The organism is Streptomyces sp. NPDC034111 (assembly GCF_055575375.1).
The window spans coordinates 134067-150837 of the sequence record NZ_JBVIST010000011.1 but is presented as its reverse complement, the minus strand read 5'-3'; the positions used below and the strand labels follow the sequence as shown (position 1 = coordinate 150837).

Here is a 16771-nt window from a genome sequence, read left to right as displayed (position 1 = left end):
TTACCTCCGGCTCCTGCCGCGCGATGAAGTCTTCTTTGCGGTCTGGGTGGTTTTCTTGGCGGCGGCCTTCTTCGCAGGTGCCTTTTTGGCGGTGCTCCTCTTCGCGGTGGTCTTTTTCGCCGCGGTCTTCTTGGCCGCTTTCTTCGCGGTGGTCTTCTTTGCCGCGGTCTTTTTGGCGGGTGCCTTTTTCGCCGGGGCGGTCTTCTTGACGGCGGCCTTCTTCGCAGGTGCCTTCTTGGCGGTGGTCTTCTTGGCCGCGGCTTTCTTTGCTGTGGTCTTCTTCGCCGCGGGTCGCTTCGCGGCAGTTTTCTTCGCGGCCGTCTTCTTCGCGGCCGTCTTCTTTGCCGCGGTCTTCTTTGCCGGGGCCTTCTTCGCCGCCGGCCGCCGTCCGGCCTGCTTCGCCGGGGCTCCGCGGCGGGGCGCGCGCCGGCGGGGCCGCTCCTCGGGCTCCTCCTCCGGCTCTTCTTCCTCTTCTTCCTCTTCCTCCGGCTCTTCTTCTTCGCCCTCGTACTCCTCCTCGGGCTCTTCCTCGCCCTCTTCTTCCTCGGGCTCCTCTTCTTCCTCTTCCTCCTCGGGCTCGCCCTCCTCCTCGTACTCCTCCTCTTCCTCTTCCTCTTCCTCCTCCGGCAACAGGCCGGTTTCGAGGTGGCGGGTACGGTCGTGCAGCGTGTCGGCGAACTCGCTCAGCCGGCGGTTGGCGGCAGCCGTCACGGCCTTCCGGCCGGCCTCCATGACCTCACCGCGCACCTGCTCGCCCAGCTCCGCGACCTGGGGGATCTGCCCGAGCCGGCGCGCGCCCTCGGTCAGCAGCTGGCGCGGCTCCAGCCCCAATTGCTTCCCGGCCAGGTAGGACGCGACGGTGAGAGCGAACCGGCCCTTCTTCGTACGGCCCAGCACGTACCCGCCGGCCAGTGCGGCGGCGAGCATGATCTTGGTTCTCTCGTCCATGAATGCGTCACCTTTTCCTGAGCGTGCTGCGTATCGGCGCCATACTTCAAGAGTGATCCGTGTGATGACGTGCGCATCTTGAGCGGTCCGATGGTGGGGCTCGGCGGCGCTGCGCCGTACGGGTCAACGGCCTGTCGCAAGGGCCTTCGGCGTGCTCCGGCGGCAGGTGTGCGGAAGCTGGGGGACGGCCCTAGGCTCGGAATATGCCGGGAACACGCCGTGCACCGTCTCGTGTGGGAGTAGGGGGAGCCCGGTGTGTTCACCGGCGTAGGGCGTCGGTACGGCTGATGGCCGTGGCCGCCGTGCTGGCACTGCTGGGCGCCCTCACCGGAACTCAGGCCGCGGTGGCCGTCGATGACCCGGATCTGACCCGCTTCTACCAGCAGCGGCTCGCCTGGGAGCCGTGCACCCAGGATCTGCGGGGCAGTGCGCAGAGTCAGGGCGCCACACCACCGCCCGGGTACCGGGAACGGCTGGAGTGCGCCCGTCTGACGGTGCCGCGCGACTACGCCGACCCCGGGCGGAGCACGATGCAGGTCCAGTTGATCCGGCTGCGGGCCACCGGGCCCGGCAAGCGGCTCGGCTCACTGGTGATCAATCCTGGGGGACCGGGTGATTCCGGCGTCAACTACCTGATCGACAGCGGGAGCGCCTTCGCCGCGCTGGGCCAGCGCTACGACATCGTCAGCTTCGACCCGCGGGGCACCGGCCACACCGAACCGGTCTCCTGCGGCAGCAAGCTGGCCCCGCCCCCCGGCAACGGCGCCGACGACACCCTGGCCGACAAGGAGAAGCGCATCAACGAGGCCTGCGGACGGTACTCCGGCGGGCTGCTGCGCTGGGTCGGCACCCCCGATGTCGCACGGGACATGGATGTGCTGCGCGCCGCGGTCCACGACAACAAGCTCAACTACCTGGGTTTCTCGTACGGCAGCAAGCTGGGCGCGGTCTACGCCCATGAATTCCCGGACAAGGTCGGCCGGATGGTGCTGGACAGCGTCGAGGATCCGACCAAGAACAACTGGCAGACCGCACTGGCCCAGGCCAGGGGCTTCCAGCGGGCGCTGGACGACTTCGCCGCCGACTGCATCCACGACAAGGGCTGCCCGCTGGGCACCGACGGGGCCCGCGCACAGGATCAACTCCGCACCTGGTACCGGAAGTTGAGCGAGGCACCGATGAAGGTCAAGGGCGAGACGGTGGACGAGACGACGTATGTCTATGCGCTGCGGGAGGCGCTGTACAGCCGGAGCGACTGGCCGGCGCTGCGGCAGGCCCTGGCGCAGCTGCGGCGCGGTGACGGCGCCGGCATCCTCCGGCTCAGCAGCAGCGGGGGCAGCGAGGCCGGTGGAGCGCGCCGGGCGCCGGTGCGGCAGGCCGGTGAGGCCGGCGGAGCGCATCGGGCGCCGGTGCGGCAGGCCGGTCAGGACGACCTGCCGCCGCAGGACCAGCTGGCCCTGCGGGCGGTCTCCTGCCGGGACACCTCGGAGCGCTACGACGCCGACGACTACCCGCGCGCGGAGCGTGAACTCACCGAGGCCTCCCCGCTGTTCGGCCCGGACATCGCGCCGACCCTGCTGGACTGCTACGCCTGGCCGGTCGAGGGCGACGACTCCTCCCGCGACGTCTCGGCCCCCGACGCGCCACCGCTGCTGCTGGTGGCGACCACGAACGATCCGGCCACGCCGTACGAGGGTGCCCTCCACATGGCCAAGGCGCTGGACAACGACAGCACCGTGCTGACCTACCGCGGTGAGGGGCACGCCGCCTACACCACCGGTGACAGCTGTATCCAGCGGTATGTCGACGGCTTCCTGCTCGACGGCGCGATGCCCAGGAACGGCACCTCCTGCGACTGAGCCGTCAGGGGCGAACACGGTGTGGATCTGGGCTACTTGTAGTAGCGGTTGTCCTCCACGTCGACGACCGGTGCGCCGGGGGCCGGCGGCTGGGTGCGCCGCCGCTTGAGGATGTTCACATACGTTGCGAGACCGATGATGCCGACGATCATCATGATGACGCCGACGAGGTCGACATTGACTCCGGCCATGTGCCAGTCCACCGCAAAGGTGAGGATCGCCCCCACCGCGAGCAGACCGATGCACCCGCCGATACCCATGGTGTCAGCCTCCATAACTGGTGAGACGACAATGCCTGTTGAGCATCGGGTACCCCCGGGCGGTCGGCTTATGTCCGGGCCCCCCTGCCGCAGGGCTCAGCCGGCCCGCCGTCCGCGGCCCGCGGTCTTCTTCGCCGCGGCCGTCTTCTTGGCGGCGCTCTTGGCCGTCGCGGTCTTCTTCGAGGCGCTCTTCCCGCCGGCGGCGGCCTTCGTACCGGCCGTGGCGCCGGTCTTCTTCGGGGCGGCTTTCGTGGCTGCTTTGGCGGCGGTCTTCTTCGCGGCCGGCTTCTTCGCCGCACCCTTCTTCCCGGCCGGCTCCGCCTCCTCGTCCTCGCCGCGCGACCTCTTCGCGGCCCGGACGCTGTCCTGAAGGGCCGCCATCAGGTCCATCACCTGGCCGGCGGGCCGCTCCTCGCCGGCCTCGAACTCCGGCTCGCGATGCGCCAGCTTCGCCGCCACGATCTCTTCCAGCGCCTCGCGGTAGTGATCGTGCACATCCTCCTCCGACAGCTCACCGAAGGAGTCCATCAGCGTCTCCGCCGCCGCCACCTCGTTGGCGTGCACCTCCGCCTGCCGTTCGGGCAGCACGCCCTCCATCGGGCGGATCTGGTGCGGCCACAGCAACACCTGCATCACCAGCGCGCCCTCCATCGGGCGGATCAGGGCCAGCGTCTCCCGGCCGTGCAGCGCGATCTTGCCGAGCCCGACCCGCTGGTGCCGTTCCATCGCGTCGCGCAGCAGCACATACGGCTTGGCCGCGGCGGGGCTGTCGATGCCCAGGTAGTAGCCCTTGCCCATCTGGAGCGGGTCGATGTCGCCGCCGGCGACGAAGGCCAGGATCGTCAGGGTCTTCGCGGTCGGCAGCGGCAGCGCCTCCAGATCCTCGTCGCTCAGCGGTACGACGACGTCGCCGTCGCCGGGCCGGTAGCCGCGGCCGATCTCGTCCGGGGAGATCTCGACGCCCTCCAGCGAGCACACCGGCTGATTGCGCACCCGCCCGCCGTCGGCGGTGTGCAGGCGCACAAAGCTGACGGACGCCGAGGTGTCCGTGGCGTTGTATGCGGCGACCGGGATCGTGACCAGGCCGAAGCTGATGCTGAACTTCGCCGTGGGGCGCATGGGGGCCGCCTTCGTCGCTGCCGTTCGGCTCCATGCTAGGCAGCTCGGACATCCGGCACATCTCGTGAGGTGCCGGATGTGCCGTCCGAGTGGTTTGCCGGGTGGTCGTTCACTCCGCCTCGGCCGGGACCCGCCCGGCCCTGACCGCTTCCGCCAGCGCCTGGTGATCGAGCTCGTTCTGGTCCGCGTAGCGCTCCGCGAACCGTGCCAGCGCCCGGTCGAAGACCTCACTCGTGCCCAGGTAGGCGCTGATCGCGATCCGGTCCCCGGACCTGGCGTGCGCCCGGGCCAGGGTGGCCCCGCACAGCCCCGCGAACCGCTGCATGCTCCCCGGCGACATGGTCTCGGGCCGGGCGATGCCCTTCCAGTCGCGCAACTGGCGCACATAGAAGTCGCGCTGCCTGCCGTCGATGCCGGTGGTCCGCTCCCAGCCGAGGAAGACATCACCGGCCGCCTGCATCAACCGCTGTCCGGCCACCACCCGTTCGCCCTGGTTGGTGTGCCGGACCGGCCCCGCGTACGGGGCGAGCACCGACTCGTCGGCCTCCTTGGCCTGGAGCAGCAGCGGGTCGTTCTCGTCCTTGCCGAGCAGCAGCAGGATCCAGCAGCGGGTGCCCACGCTGCCGACCCCCACGACCTTGCGGGCCACATCGACCACCCGGTACTGCGCCAGCAGAGTGCGGTGGTCCGACCGCAGGCTGCGGCCGTAACTCTGGACCAGCCCGCTCAGCTGGCCGGCCAGCTGCTCACGCTCGGCGTCCGGCAGCAGAGCCTCCAGGGGCACCGTCAACGGCGGATCGGGGGCGATCCGTACCCGGCCGTCGCGCACCTCGGTCAGCTTGCGGAACGCCTGCACGGTGTCGCGCGTACGGGCCTTCGCCATGGCCCGGGCCAGCTGCGCCCGCCCCGTGCTGTCCAGCGCGGCGGTCTCCTCGGCCTGGACCTCGGCCATATCGGCATGCGCGTACCAGACCTCCAGCGTGCGCATCTCCGCATACCGGCGCATCCATGTGCGGTACGCCGCGCAGGCCGCGCGGACGATGCCGGCCCGCGCCTTCACACCGAAGCCATTGGCCCGCCCGGCGATGGCGAGGCTGGCCGCCAGCCGCTTGACGTCCCACTCCCACGGGCCCGGCAGGGTCTCGTCGAAGTCGTTGAGGTCGAACATCAGATGACGCTCGGGGGAGGCCAGCAGCCGGAAGTTCAGCAGATGGGCGTCCCCGCACAGTTGGGCCGCCAGCCCGGTCGACGGGGTGGTGGCCAGATCGGCCGCCATGAGGCCGGCCGCACCGCGGTAGAAGCGGAACGGGGACTGAAGCATCCGGCCGTAGCGGAGGGGCACCAACTCCGGTACCCGGTGGGCCGACTGGCGTTGGAGAACGTCCACCGGATCGGCCCGGCCGGCCGCGGGGGCGTACTCCTCGTGGCCGGAGCGGGGCACCTCCGCGCGACGTGCCCGGCCCCGTTCCGTCCGCTCCTGCACGGTGGCTGCCACGGTTTCCGAAGCCATGGCCGCGTGCACCACCGGGTCAGGTCACCGCCGCGTGCCGGTGGTTTCCCGCACACAGGGCCCAGATGATGAAGATGTCGATGGCGATCAACACGATGGCCCAGAACGGGTAGTACGGGATCCACAGGAAGTTGGCGAGCGCGCCGAGTCCGGCGAGGACGACACCGAGCACCCGCGCCCACGTTGCACCGCTGGTGAGCAGTGCGACGCCGGCGAGGAGGATCACGATGCCCAGGATGAGATGGATCCATCCCCAGCCCGTGAGGTTGAAGGAGAAGACGTAGTTGCGTGTCGTGACGATGAAATTGTCCTTGGCGATGGCGGAGATGCCCTCCAGGAAGGTCATCGCACCACCGAAGATCATCAGGACTCCGGCGAATGCCGTCCATCCGCCCACGACGTTCTGCTTCTGACGGGCCATGGGTCACCCCTCACTTGAGAAACCTGGCCGCCGGCAGGGTTCCGCCGGCGGTCATGCCCTCACTCCAAGCTTCCACAGGGGCCGGTGATCCGCATGTCAGGACGGGTGTACGGGGAGTGCCCGACGGCGGACGGAGGCGTGGAGGGGTGACCTGTCCCGGTGCGCTATCCCTGGTCCCCGCGGGGGCGTTGGGCGTGCGTACCGGTGGGGACCGGGGTCCCGGTTGGCGCTCCGGGCCGCCCTGTGGTACCGGGCAGGGGCACCGGATCGGGTGCGGGTCCCGGTTGCGGCCCCGGAGTCGGCGGCGCCGGGTTCGGCGGAACGGGGTCCGGTTCGGGGGCCGGCACCGGAGGCGGCACCGGATCGGGGCCGGGTGCGGGGACCGGGCCGGGCCCCGGGCCCGGCGTGGGTCCTGGTGGCCCGGGGCCCGGACCCGGAGTCGGGGGCGCCGGATCCCGATAGGCGGGTGTGTGCCTGCTACTGGCTTCTTGAGGCATAGGGGTCTCCTTGCCGTTTCCGTGCCGCCCATGCGGCGGACGGAGAACGGACCGTGCGGCCTGTGTACGTACTCACTCTGCGATGGCCCGCACGGTGCGGCGACACGGGCGGCGTACGGACCGGACCGCTGCCACCCGGACGACGGAGAGTGGGGCGGCGCCGGGCCGGGTACCCCCGCCCGCATGGACGACACCACCAACGGTCCGCACAGCGGGCCCGGCAGGGACACACGTGCGGACACGGATACGGACACGGTGCGTGCGGGGCGCCGTACGGTGCGGATCCACCGGCCGGACAAGGTGCTCTTCCCCGACGACGGGCTGACCAAGGCCGATGTCATCGACTACTACCGCCAGGTGGCCGCGGCCATGGTTCCTCAGCTCAGGGACCGGCCGCTGATGCTGGAACGGCTTCCAGAGGGGCTGGACGGCCCGCACTTCATGCAGAAGGAGACCCCGGACCACTACCCCGACTGGATCCGGCGGGCGGAGGTCGCCAAGGAGGGCGGTACCGTCACCCACCCGGTCTGCGACGACAAGGCCACCCTGGTCTTCCTCGCCGACCAGGCCTGTCTCACCCTGCACCGCTGGCTGTCCCGGGCCGGCCGGCCCGACCACCCCGACCGGCTGGTCTTCGACCTCGACCCGCCCGGCTCCGACTTCGAGGCGGTACGCGAGGCCGCCCGGGCGCTCCTCGGCCTGCTCGACGAACTCGGCCTGCCGTCCGTCTTGATGACCACCGGGTCGCGGGGGCTGCACGTCACCGTTCCGCTGGACGGCAGGAGCGACTTCGACACGGTGCGCGGCTTCGCCCAGGACCTGACCGAGGTACTGGCGGGGCGTCACCCGGACCGGCTCACCACCGCCGTACGCAAGAAGGCGCGCGGCGACCGTCTCTACCTCGATGTCCAGCGCAACGCCTATGCGCAGACCGCCGTCGCCCCCTGGTCGCTACGGGCGAGGCCGGGCGCCCCGGTCGCCGCACCGATCAGCCACCAACAGCTCGACGACCCTCAACTGACCGCGCAGAGATGGTCGTTGCGGGACCTCAAGGGAGTGCTGGAACAGGTCGCGTCCCGCCCGTGGTCCAAAGTGCCGACCCGGGGACGGTCGCTGCGCACCGCCCGCAAGCGGCTCGACGCCCTGCGGTGAACAGCCGCCGCTCAGCTCTCCGGCTTCCGCTTCGGCGCGCTCCGCCGGCGCTCGGCGACCACCGCGTCGTCGAGCTCTCGGCGCTCCTGCCGGGCCCGCTCCCGGTCCCCGGGGGAAGCCTCCGTGACGTCCAGGAAGATCTGATCGGCGATCGGCCACCGCTCCTGCATGGCCCTCTTCACCCGCACCAGGACCTCCTCGACCTCCTCGCTGTCCAGCCCGCCGACGAGATCGATACGGGCCGCGATCAGCGTCGAGCGGGTGCCCAGCCGCATCGACAGCAGCGTGGTCACCGCGTCGATCTCCGGCTGCTCGTCCAGGAATTGCCGGATCGCCCGGCGCAGCACCGGGTCCGCGGCCTCGCCGATGATCGCGCCCCGTGACTCCTTGGCGAGCTGGTACGCGACGAACATCAACAGCCCGCCGATGATCATCGAGGCCCAGGCCTCCCAGCGCACCTCCCCGGTGAGCAGATGCAGCCCCATGCCGGCCATCGCGACCAGCACACCGAAGCAAGCGGTGGCGTCCTCGGCCAGCACCGTCCGCAACGCGGGATCGTCGGCCGTACGGATCGCCGCCCGCATGCTGCGGCCGGTCGTCCGCGCCTGGCCGTGGACCTGCACCAGGGCGCGCAGGAGCGAGGAGCCCTCGGCGATCAGGGCGACGAACAGCACGGCGAGCCCGACCAGATAGCCGGTCCGGCTCTCCGCATGGCCCGAGCGCAGCGCCTCGATGCCCTCGAAGAACGAGAAACAGCCGCCCATGACGAAGATTCCGACGGCGGCGAGCAGCGACCAGAAATACCGCTCTTTTCCATAACCGAAGGGATGCCGGGCATCGGGCGCCCGTGTGCTGCGCTTGAGTGAGGCCAGCAGAAACAGCTCATTGAGGCTGTCGGCGACCGAATGGGCGGCCTCGGAAAGCAGCGCCGGTGAGCCCGCGAAGAGTCCACCCAGCAGCTTGGCCAGCGCAATCACCAGATTGGCGGCGAGCGCCACAAAAACCGTGACCGCGGTCCTGGCGTCCGCCCCGCCCTTCGCGTCGTCCGTCAAGCGTCGCCTCCGCGTCGTCGGTCGGACAGCCGACGTGAGCGTAGCCGCCGGGACCGGGCCGCGCACGCCCTGCGGCGGCATTGCGCCCCACGGAGCAGCGGGCTGTTTCCTGATCCGCGGACCGGGGAGGCTGAGAGAGCAAACCGATCGAAAACGGATCGAAAGTCGATCCAAACGGCGGAACGACGGAATGACGGAGGACCGAGGATGGCCGGGAATTTCCCCCTCGACCCCCCGCGTCCGCGCGGAGGCACCCGGTGAGCCCCCGCGGCGGACAGCGGGCCCTTGCGCAGACCCTGCTGGAACGGCACGGCACGACCTATGCGGCGCAGGCCGGCATCCGGCTGGGAAACACCCCGCAGCCGCTGTACCAGACGCTGGTACTGGCCGGTCTGCTCAGTGCGCGGATCCGTGCCTCGGTGGCCGTGGCGGCGGCCCGCGCCCTGTTCGACGCGGGACTGCGCACCCCGCGCCGGATGGCGGAGGCGACCTGGCAGCAGCGGGTCGACGCCCTGGGTGAGGGCGGCTACCGGCGCTATGACGAGCGCACCTCCACCCAGCTCGGGGACGGTGCACGGCTGCTGCTGGACGAGTACGGCGGCGATCTGCGGCGGATGCGGGAGGCGGCGGACGGGGACGCCGACGCGCTGCGCGACGCACTGCGTGCGGTACCGGGCATCGGGCCGGCGGGCGCCAGTATCTTCCTGCGCGAAGTGCAGGGCGTATGGACCGAGTTCGCCCCGTACCTGGATGCCAAGGCCGTCCAGGGCGCGGAGCGGCTGGGCCTGCCGGACGACGGCGGAAAGCTGGCGCGGCTGGTCGGCAAGGAGGACACCGCCGCCTTCGCCTCGGCGCTGGTGCGCGCGGCACTGGACAAGTCCGTCGTGGACGACGTCCTGGAGGCGGCGCACGCCTGAGGCGCCCCCAGGGCCTGTTGCGAAAAGTGTGGCCCGAATTCCGGCTACCGTGGAATGCCCGGGCACACGCGGAAGTTACTCACGACATGACTCAAGGCCCGGCACCCCGCTCCCTGTCCGAAGACGCCCTCTCCGAACTGCTGAGCACTCAGCAGTTCGGCACCCTCGCCACCAATAAGCGCAGCGGCCATCCTCATCTCACCACCATGCTCTACCACTGGGACGCCGAAGCGCGCATCGTGCGGTTCTCCACCACTGCCGACCGCATCAAGGTCAAGCAACTCCGGCGTGACCCGCGCGCGGCCGTGCATGTTCCCGGCGGCGACGTATGGTCGTTCGCCGTCGCCGAGGGGGAGGCCGAGGTCTCCGAGATCACGACCTCACCGGGCGATGCGACCGGGCGAGAGCTGCTCGCGATGGTGCCGGAGGCCGCAAAGCCGCAGGATGAAGCGGCGTTCCTGGAGCAGTTGGTCGCCGAGCGCCGGGTGGTCATCCGGCTGAAGGTGTCCCGGCTGTACGGGACGGCACTCGACATCAGCGGCTGAGGCAGGTCCGCAGCCACCCTTGATTCAAGACCGAGGCCCCGTTCGCAACACCCCCTGGACGATCAGCGCCCCCAAGAGGGTGACACCCGCCAGGAACCAGGCGACATAGTCGCCGACATGACCGGAGTGCAGCCGGCGCAGCGGGGTGGCCCAGCGGACCGGTTCACTCGGTGCGGGGCGTCGTACGGCCTTCAGCGCGAACGCGGCGGCCAGGGCGGTGGCCAGCAGGCCCCACAGCACGCCGGCCACGGTCCAGTGCGGTGGGGGAGTGGACGTGGGCTCCGGGGCCCGGCCGTGGAGCACGGCCGTGAGATAGCCGGTGTGGTCGGTGAAGGCGTCGGCGGCCCGGCCGGTGCCGGTGCGCAGGCCCGGGACCAGTCCCACCGCCAGCGCACCGGCGAGCAGGACCGTGGGCACCGCGAGCATGGACGCCGGGATCCGCACGAGCCGGCCGCCCCGGGTCTCCGGCTCCTCCTCCTTCCCCGTGGTCTCCTCCGGGGCACCGGCCGGACGGGGCCCGAGACCGAGGAACACCCGGGCGCCGGCCCGCAGTACCGCGCCGCCGGTCGCCGCCGAGACCAGGACGAACAGCCCGGTTGCCCAGCCGCCCGCGGCCTCCTCCGTGACCGCCTTGCCGAGCGCGGTACCGAACGGCGGCAGCCCGGTGAGCGCCAGCCCGCCGAGCCCGAACAGCCCGCCCACCCACGGCAGTTCACGCCCCCGCCCGTGCAGCTCGTGCTCGTCCACGCTGCCGAAGCGGTCCAGCAGGATCCCCACGCAGGCGAACAGTGCGGCCTTCGCCCCGGCATGCCCCAGCACGTACAGGGCGACACCGCCGACGCCCTCCGGGGTGAGCTGGGCCAGACCGATCAGGAACAGCCCGGTGTGCGCGACTGTGGAGTAGGCGAGCAGCCGCTTGAGATGGCGCTGCTGCCAGCACATCAGCGCACCCAGTACGGCCGTCAGCACGCCGAGCGTCAGCAGCGCCCGGTGCACGTCGGATGCCGGGAGACCGCCCGGGCCGGCGAAGACGGTCCAGTAGACGCGGGCCGTCCCGTACAGGCCCAGCTCGACCATCACCCCGGACAGCAGCATGCACACCGGAGTGGGGGCGACCGCATGCGCATCGGCGAGCCAGAAGTGGAACGGTACCGCCGCGGCCTTGACCAGCAGCCCGGTGGCGACGAGGACGAAGGCGGCGATCACCAGGGCGTCCGGGCCGCCGGGGCGGGCCGCGAGCGCCCGGCCGGTCTGCGCCAGCCCCAGTTCGCCGGTCCGGGCGTAGAGCAGGCCGATGCCCAGCAACATGGCATAGCCGCCGAGGGAGTTGACGACGCCGAAGACCAGACCGCCCTGGACGGGGCGGGCCTCCTCGACGCGGTAGCCGGTCAGCGCATAGGCGACGACGCCCATCAGCTCGAAGAAGACGAAGGCGTTGAAGAGGTCGCCGGTGAGCGCGAAACCGCACATGCCTGCCTGGAAGAGCAGCATCAGGGCGGGGAAGGAGCCGGCATGGCGGCGCGGCGGTTCGTCGAAGTACCGCCAGGCGTAGGCCAGGGCGGCCGGCACCAGCAGCGAGACCAGGGCCGCCAGGCCCAGGCCGATCCGGTCGCCGACCAGGACGATGCCCACGCTCACCCCGCCGTGCGGCCGCCAGTCGCCCAGCCACTCGACCGGCCGTGCGGTGGACGAGGGGGTGGCGGCCAGGGCGGACAGCGCGAGCGCCGCGGTGCCCGCCGCGAACAGGCACCCCAGCACCTCGGCGGCGTACCGCGGCAGCCGCCGGCCCGCGCCGACCAGCACCGCGGCGCCGAACAGGGGGGTGGCCACGATCAGCGGGAGGGTGCCTGCGACGGTCACCCCCGCAGCTCCGAGAGCTCGTCCGGATCCACCGTCCGGTGCCGTTTGGCGATCTGGATGACCAGGGAGAGCAGCAGCGCGGTGACGGTCGCCCCGATCACGATGTCGGTGAGGGTGAGGGCTTCGACGACGGGGTCGACGACGGGACGCGAGCCGGGGGCGATGTCGGAGAAGACCGGGGCGGTGCCGCCGTCCCGGTAGCCGACGGCGAGCAGCAGGACGTACGTCGCGGACTGGCAGACCGTCAGACAGCCCACCGCGTGGATGAGGTTGCGGCTGGTGGCCAGCCCGTAACAGCCGATCAGGAACAGCCACCCCGCGATCACATACGGCAGCACACTCACGTTCCGGCCTCCGCCTCGTCGTCCCGTCGTTCGCTCTCGATCTCCACGGCCTGGTCCAGGAAGCGGGCCAGCAGCACCACGACCCCGGCCGCGACCTCCACCCCGATCGCGGCATTGAGCAGCGGGACGGTGCCGCCGGAGGAGAGGGTGTTGAAGGTGCCGTAGGGCAGGAAGTTCGTCAGGAACGCCGCACCGGTCAGCAGCGCGGCCGCGCCCAGCAGGAGGTAGCCGGCCTCGCCCGCCGCGTCCGCCACCTCGTACAGCCCGACCGGTCTGATCCGCTCCAGCGCCCGGTAGTCCACGGCGATATAGAGCAGATGCAGCGAGGTCGCCACCACCACGCCGCCCTGGAAGCCGCCGCCGGGGCTGAGCTGGCCGTGTGCGACGACATACAGGCCGATGAGCAGGGTGACCGGCAGAGCGAGCAGGGCGTAGCGGCGCACCGGCGGGGCGACCCGGGCCGGCTGCGGGGGAAGGCGGTCCTCGTCGCGGGTCTGGCGGAGCAGGACGACGGTGCCCAGGACGGAGCCGAAGAGGATGGACTCCTCGCCGAGGGTGTCCAGGGCTCGCTGGTCGAAGTTGACCGAAGCGACGGTGTTGGCGGTGTGCCGGGCGAGCGCGGCCCGCACGGCCCGGTCGCCGTACGGATGCCACCGGCCGCCGAAGGCCGGCATGTCGAAGCAGGCGAGGACGAACAGCACGGCCGCGCCCAGGCCCCCGACAGCCAGCACCCACAGCCGCAGCCGGATACTCATGCCGGCACCTCGCTGCGCTCACTCATGCCGAAACTCGCTCCCCTCACTCATTCGTGCTCCTCCCGGCGCTCGCTGCGTGCCTTGCGGCGCACCTTGCGTACGGACAGCAGCACCATCAGCGGTGTCAGCACACAGCCGACCGCCAGTTGGGAGAGCGCGACGTCCGGCGCCTGGAGCAGCAGGAACAGCGCCGCCAGTGCCAGACCGAGCAGGGACAGCAGGAAGGACTGGCGGACCGGATCGTGGACGAGGACGGTGCCGGTCCCGGCGGCGGCCACCAGCAGCAGGCCGAGCAGCAGCGGCAGGTCGTCAGCCATCGGACATCCCTTCCGCGGGTGCGCTCAGCCCGTGCCCCGCCGTGACCGCCCCGGTCACCGCACGTGCCGCGCTGCGGCTGCCCAGCACCAACAGCGCCCCGATGACCAGCAGTTTCGCCATCGCTCTGCCGGCGCCGACGGCGGCGCACAGGGGCAGCACCACGGCCGGCACCGCGACGTAGTTCAGCGCGGTCACCGCCAGCAGTGAGCGCGGCCGCGGCGGGCGGGCCGCCAACTGGTCGGCGAGCAGCCGCACATAGAGCAGGGTGCCGGCCGGTCCCAGCACCGCGAGCACCAGTGCCGTATCGACGTACGCCGGGCGGCCGAAGCCCTGCGCCAGCAGCAGGAGGACCAGGGCGAGGAGCGTGGTCGTCAGGTTCTGCGCGGGCACCCGGCGCCGGACCGGGCCGGTGGCCGCGCCGCAGGCGGCCGGGGTCACCCCGCACAGCAGTAATGCGGTGCCCGCCGCGGTCCAGCCGTTCACCGGCCGCCGACCGCCTGCCGCGCCGCGCGGCCCGCGACGGCGGCCACCAGTCCGGCGCCGGTGCCGACCGCCCACTCCAGGGTGTCCACGGGCCCGATCAGCACGATCCACAGCAGGGTCAACGCAGCCCACCAGCCGATGAGTTCGGCGCCCACAGTCAGTCGTCGAGCCACCGTGCACGCACCTCCTGCCGACCGGGTACCCGGGCCACAGGCTCACATGCGGGGCCCCGGCCGGTCCGTCACCGCGCCGCGCGTTACTCCGTCGGGGTGCGGCCGGCGCGGCGCCGGGCGGGCGTCAGCCGGACCAGGTCCAGTCGGCGACCTCCGGCAGATCGGTGCCGTGCTCCCGGATCCAGGCGTGGTGGCGGGTACGGACGTCCGCCATCGCCTGGCGCAGTGCGACGGCGCGGACGCCGAGGCCGGGCACCCGGTCCACCACATCCATCACCAGCCGGTAGCGGTCCAGGTCGTTGCGGACGACCATGTCGAAGGGCGTGGTCGTGGTGCCCTCCTCCTTGTAGCCGCGGACGTGCAGATTCGGGTGGCCCGCGCGGCGGTAGCCGAGCCGGTGGATCAGCCACGGGTAGCCGTGGTACGCGAAGATGACCGGCTTGTCGCGGGTGAACAGCGCGTCGTACTCGGAGTCCGGCATACCGTGCGGGTGTTCCCCGGCCGGCAGCAGCCGGGCCATGTCGACGACATTGACCACCCGCACCGCCAGCTCCGGCAGATGCCGGCGCAGCAGATCGGCCGCGGCCAGCGTCTCCTGGGTGGGGATGTCCCCCGCACAGGCCAGCACCACATCGGGCTCCCGGCTGCCGTCCTCGGTGCCCGCCCACTCCCAGGCGCCGGCGCCGCGTGCGCAGTGCGCGCGGGCCTCGTCGAGGGTGAGCCAGTCGAAGCTCGGCTGTTTGCCGGCCACGATGACATTGACGTAATCACGGCTGCGCAGCGCATGATCGGCCACCGACAGCAGGGTGTTGGCGTCCGGGGGCAGATAGACCCGGACCACCTCGGGGCTCTTGTTGAGGATGTGGTCGACGAAGCCCGGGTCCTGGTGCGAGAAGCCGTTGTGGTCCTGCCGCCAGACGTGCGAGGTGAGCAGGTAGTTCAGCGAGGCGATCGGGCGCCGCCAGGGCAGCCGGCGGGCGGTACGCAGCCATTTGACGTGCTGGTTGACCATCGAGTCGACGATATGCGCGAACGCCTCGTAGCTGGAGAACAGCCCGTGCCGCCCGGTGAGCAGGTAGCCCTCCAGCCACCCCTGGCACAGATGCTCCGAGAGCACCTCCATGACCCGGCCGTCGCGCGCCAGATGCTCATCGGTGTCCAGCGTCATGGCCTGCCAGGCCTTGCCGGTGGCGCCGTAGAGCGCGTCCAGCCGGTTGGAGGCGGTCTCGTCGGGGCCCACGACGCGGAAGTCGCGGCGCTCGGCGGTGTTCTCCATGATCCCGGCGAGCAGACCGCCGAGCACCCGGGTGGGTTCGTGCAGCACGCAGCCGCGCTTGTCGACCTCCACCGCATACCGCTCCAGCGGCGGGACCGGCAGCTCGCGCACCAGCAGGCCGCCGTTGGCGTGCGGGGAGGCGCCCAGCCGGCGGCGCCCCTCGGGCAGACAGGCGAGCACCTCGGGCCGTGGCCGGCCCTCGGCGTCGAACAGTTCCTCCGGGCGGTACGAGCGCAGCCAGCGCTCCAGCTGCCGCAGATGCCCTTCGTTGTCGCGGACGCCGGCCAGCGGGACCTGGTGCGCGCGCCAGGTGCCCTCGACGGGGACCCCGTCGACCTCATGGGGGCCGGTCCAGCCCTTGGGGGTGCGCAGCACGATCATCGGCCAGCGGGGGCGGTCCGTCGCGCCGTCGGTCCGGGCCCGGCGCTGGATGTCGGAGATCCGGTCCAGACAGCGGTCCATCGCGGTGGCGAGCTCCTGGTGCACCGCGGCCGGCTCGTCGCCTTCCACATGGACCGGCTCATGGCCGACCCCGCGCAGCAGGGCGTCCAGTTCCTCCTGGGGGAGCCGGGCGAGCACCGTCGGGTTGGCGATCTTGTAGCCGTTGAGGTGCAGGATCGGGAGCACCGCGCCGTCGTGCACCGGGTCGAGGAACTTGGTGGTGTGCCAGGACGCGGCGAGCGGGCCGGTCTCCGCCTCCCCGTCGCCCACCACACACGCGACCAGCAGCTCCGGGTTGTCGAAGGCCGCGCCGTAGGCATGGGTGAGGGAGTAGCCCAGCTCACCGCCCTCGTGGATCGAGCCGGGGGTCTCCGGCGCGACATGGCTGGGGATTCCGCCGGGGAAGGAGAACTGTTTGAACAGCCGGGCCATGCCCGCGGCGTCCCGGGTGACGTCGGGGTAGGTCTCGGAGTACGTGCCGTCCAGCCAGGAGTTGGCCACCACGGCCGGGCCACCGTGCCCCGGGCCCCAGATGCACAGCGCGTCCAGCTCGCGGGCCTTGATGACGCGGTTGAGGTGGGTGTGCACCAGGTTGAGGCCGGGCGAGGTGCCCCAGTGGCCCAGCAGCCGGGGCTTGATGTGCTCGGGGTGCAGCGGCGCCTCCAGGAGCGGATTGGCCATCAGATAGATCTGGCCGACGGCCAGATAGTTGGCGGCCCGCCAGTGGGCGTCGAGCGCCCGCAGCTCCTCGGCGTCGAGCGCTCCCGGTGCCGGTGCGGCGGCCGCGGCCGCTGCCGGGGTGTGCGCATGCGCATCGGGCATCTCGTCTCCTCATCGAGGG

The 16771-nt window shown here is 71.5% G+C and carries 17 protein-coding genes; 4 read left to right on the top strand and 13 right to left on the bottom strand.

The window, feature by feature from the left end; translation table 11 throughout:
* A complete protein-coding gene (locus ACZ55A_RS24075) occupies positions 1–948 on the bottom strand; it encodes a histone H1-like repetitive region-containing protein (protein ID WP_468843553.1) in 948 nt (315 codons plus the stop codon).
* Between the two features lie 287 nt (positions 949–1235).
* Between ACZ55A_RS24075 and ACZ55A_RS24070 the strand changes: the two genes are divergently transcribed.
* Positions 1236–2807, top strand: a complete 1572-nt coding sequence (locus ACZ55A_RS24070; RefSeq protein WP_468843551.1) for an alpha/beta hydrolase — start codon at positions 1236–1238, stop codon at positions 2805–2807.
* A 32-nt stretch (positions 2808–2839) separates the two neighbouring features.
* On the opposite strand, the gene ACZ55A_RS24065 is transcribed toward ACZ55A_RS24070, so the two are convergent.
* From ACZ55A_RS24065 to ACZ55A_RS24050, 4 genes are all read right to left on the bottom strand, one after another.
* On the bottom strand, positions 2840–3067 hold the full coding sequence (locus tag ACZ55A_RS24065) for a DUF6458 family protein (RefSeq protein WP_468843548.1): 228 nt from the start codon (positions 3065–3067) through the stop codon (positions 2840–2842).
* 96 nt (positions 3068–3163) lie between these two features.
* The gene (ku, locus tag ACZ55A_RS24060; protein WP_468843546.1) at positions 3164–4186 is read right to left on the bottom strand and encodes a non-homologous end joining protein Ku; all 1023 of its coding nucleotides are present in this window, start codon (positions 4184–4186) and stop codon (positions 3164–3166) included.
* Between the two features lie 109 nt (positions 4187–4295).
* Positions 4296–5696 carry a DUF2252 domain-containing protein gene (locus ACZ55A_RS24055; RefSeq protein ID WP_468843544.1) on the bottom strand — a complete coding sequence of 467 codons (1401 nt, stop codon included), beginning with the start codon at positions 5694–5696 and terminating at the stop codon, positions 4296–4298.
* A 19-nt stretch (positions 5697–5715) separates the two neighbouring features.
* Positions 5716–6117 (bottom strand): DUF7144 family membrane protein, encoded by a 402-nt coding sequence (locus ACZ55A_RS24050; protein ID WP_468843541.1) that lies wholly within the window; start codon positions 6115–6117, stop codon positions 5716–5718.
* 680 nt (positions 6118–6797) lie between these two features.
* Between ACZ55A_RS24050 and ligD the strand changes: the two genes are divergently transcribed.
* On the top strand, positions 6798–7766 hold the full coding sequence (gene ligD / locus ACZ55A_RS24045; protein ID WP_468843538.1) for a non-homologous end-joining DNA ligase: 969 nt from the start codon (positions 6798–6800) through the stop codon (positions 7764–7766).
* A gap of 11 nt (positions 7767–7777) precedes the next feature.
* Here the strand turns inward: ligD and ACZ55A_RS24040 are convergent, their stop codons facing one another.
* Complete coding sequence (locus tag ACZ55A_RS24040) at positions 7778–8818, bottom strand: cation diffusion facilitator family transporter (RefSeq protein ID WP_468843536.1); 1041 nt, start codon at positions 8816–8818, stop codon at positions 7778–7780.
* Between the two features lie 257 nt (positions 8819–9075).
* On the opposite strand from ACZ55A_RS24040, the gene ACZ55A_RS24035 reads away from it, so the two are divergent.
* Positions 9076–9735: an HhH-GDP family DNA glycosylase gene (locus ACZ55A_RS24035; protein WP_468843534.1), complete on the top strand. Its 660-nt coding sequence runs from the start codon at positions 9076–9078 to the stop codon at positions 9733–9735.
* An 86-nt stretch (positions 9736–9821) separates the two neighbouring features.
* The gene (locus ACZ55A_RS24030) at positions 9822–10280 is read left to right on the top strand and encodes a pyridoxamine 5'-phosphate oxidase family protein (protein WP_468843531.1); all 459 of its coding nucleotides are present in this window, start codon (positions 9822–9824) and stop codon (positions 10278–10280) included.
* A gap of 24 nt (positions 10281–10304) precedes the next feature.
* Here ACZ55A_RS24030 and ACZ55A_RS24025 read toward each other — a convergent pair whose 3' ends face one another.
* From ACZ55A_RS24025 to ACZ55A_RS23995, 7 genes are all read right to left on the bottom strand, one after another.
* Positions 10305–12140 (bottom strand): complex I subunit 5 family protein, encoded by a 1836-nt coding sequence (locus tag ACZ55A_RS24025; RefSeq protein ID WP_468843528.1) that lies wholly within the window; start codon positions 12138–12140, stop codon positions 10305–10307.
* On the bottom strand, positions 12137–12484 hold the full coding sequence (locus tag ACZ55A_RS24020; RefSeq protein WP_468843526.1) for a sodium:proton antiporter: 348 nt from the start codon (positions 12482–12484) through the stop codon (positions 12137–12139). The genes ACZ55A_RS24025 and ACZ55A_RS24020 overlap by 4 nt, the downstream gene beginning before the upstream one ends.
* Positions 12481–13239, bottom strand: a complete 759-nt coding sequence (locus ACZ55A_RS24015; protein ID WP_468843523.1) for an MnhB domain-containing protein — start codon at positions 13237–13239, stop codon at positions 12481–12483. The genes ACZ55A_RS24020 and ACZ55A_RS24015 overlap by 4 nt, the downstream gene beginning before the upstream one ends.
* Before the next feature lie 47 nt (positions 13240–13286).
* Positions 13287–13556: a hydrogenase subunit MbhD domain-containing protein gene (locus ACZ55A_RS24010; protein WP_468843520.1), complete on the bottom strand. Its 270-nt coding sequence runs from the start codon at positions 13554–13556 to the stop codon at positions 13287–13289.
* Positions 13549–14040 (bottom strand): monovalent cation/H+ antiporter complex subunit F, encoded by a 492-nt coding sequence (locus tag ACZ55A_RS24005; protein ID WP_468843517.1) that lies wholly within the window; start codon positions 14038–14040, stop codon positions 13549–13551. Before ACZ55A_RS24005 ends, ACZ55A_RS24010 begins: the two co-directional genes overlap by 8 nt.
* Positions 14037–14213 (bottom strand): hypothetical protein, encoded by a 177-nt coding sequence (locus tag ACZ55A_RS24000; RefSeq protein ID WP_468843515.1) that lies wholly within the window; start codon positions 14211–14213, stop codon positions 14037–14039. The genes ACZ55A_RS24005 and ACZ55A_RS24000 overlap by 4 nt, the downstream gene beginning before the upstream one ends.
* 124 nt (positions 14214–14337) lie before the next feature.
* A complete protein-coding gene (locus tag ACZ55A_RS23995) occupies positions 14338–16752 on the bottom strand; it encodes a phosphoketolase family protein (protein ID WP_468843513.1) in 2415 nt (804 codons plus the stop codon).
* Between the last annotated feature and the right edge of the window lie 19 nt (positions 16753–16771).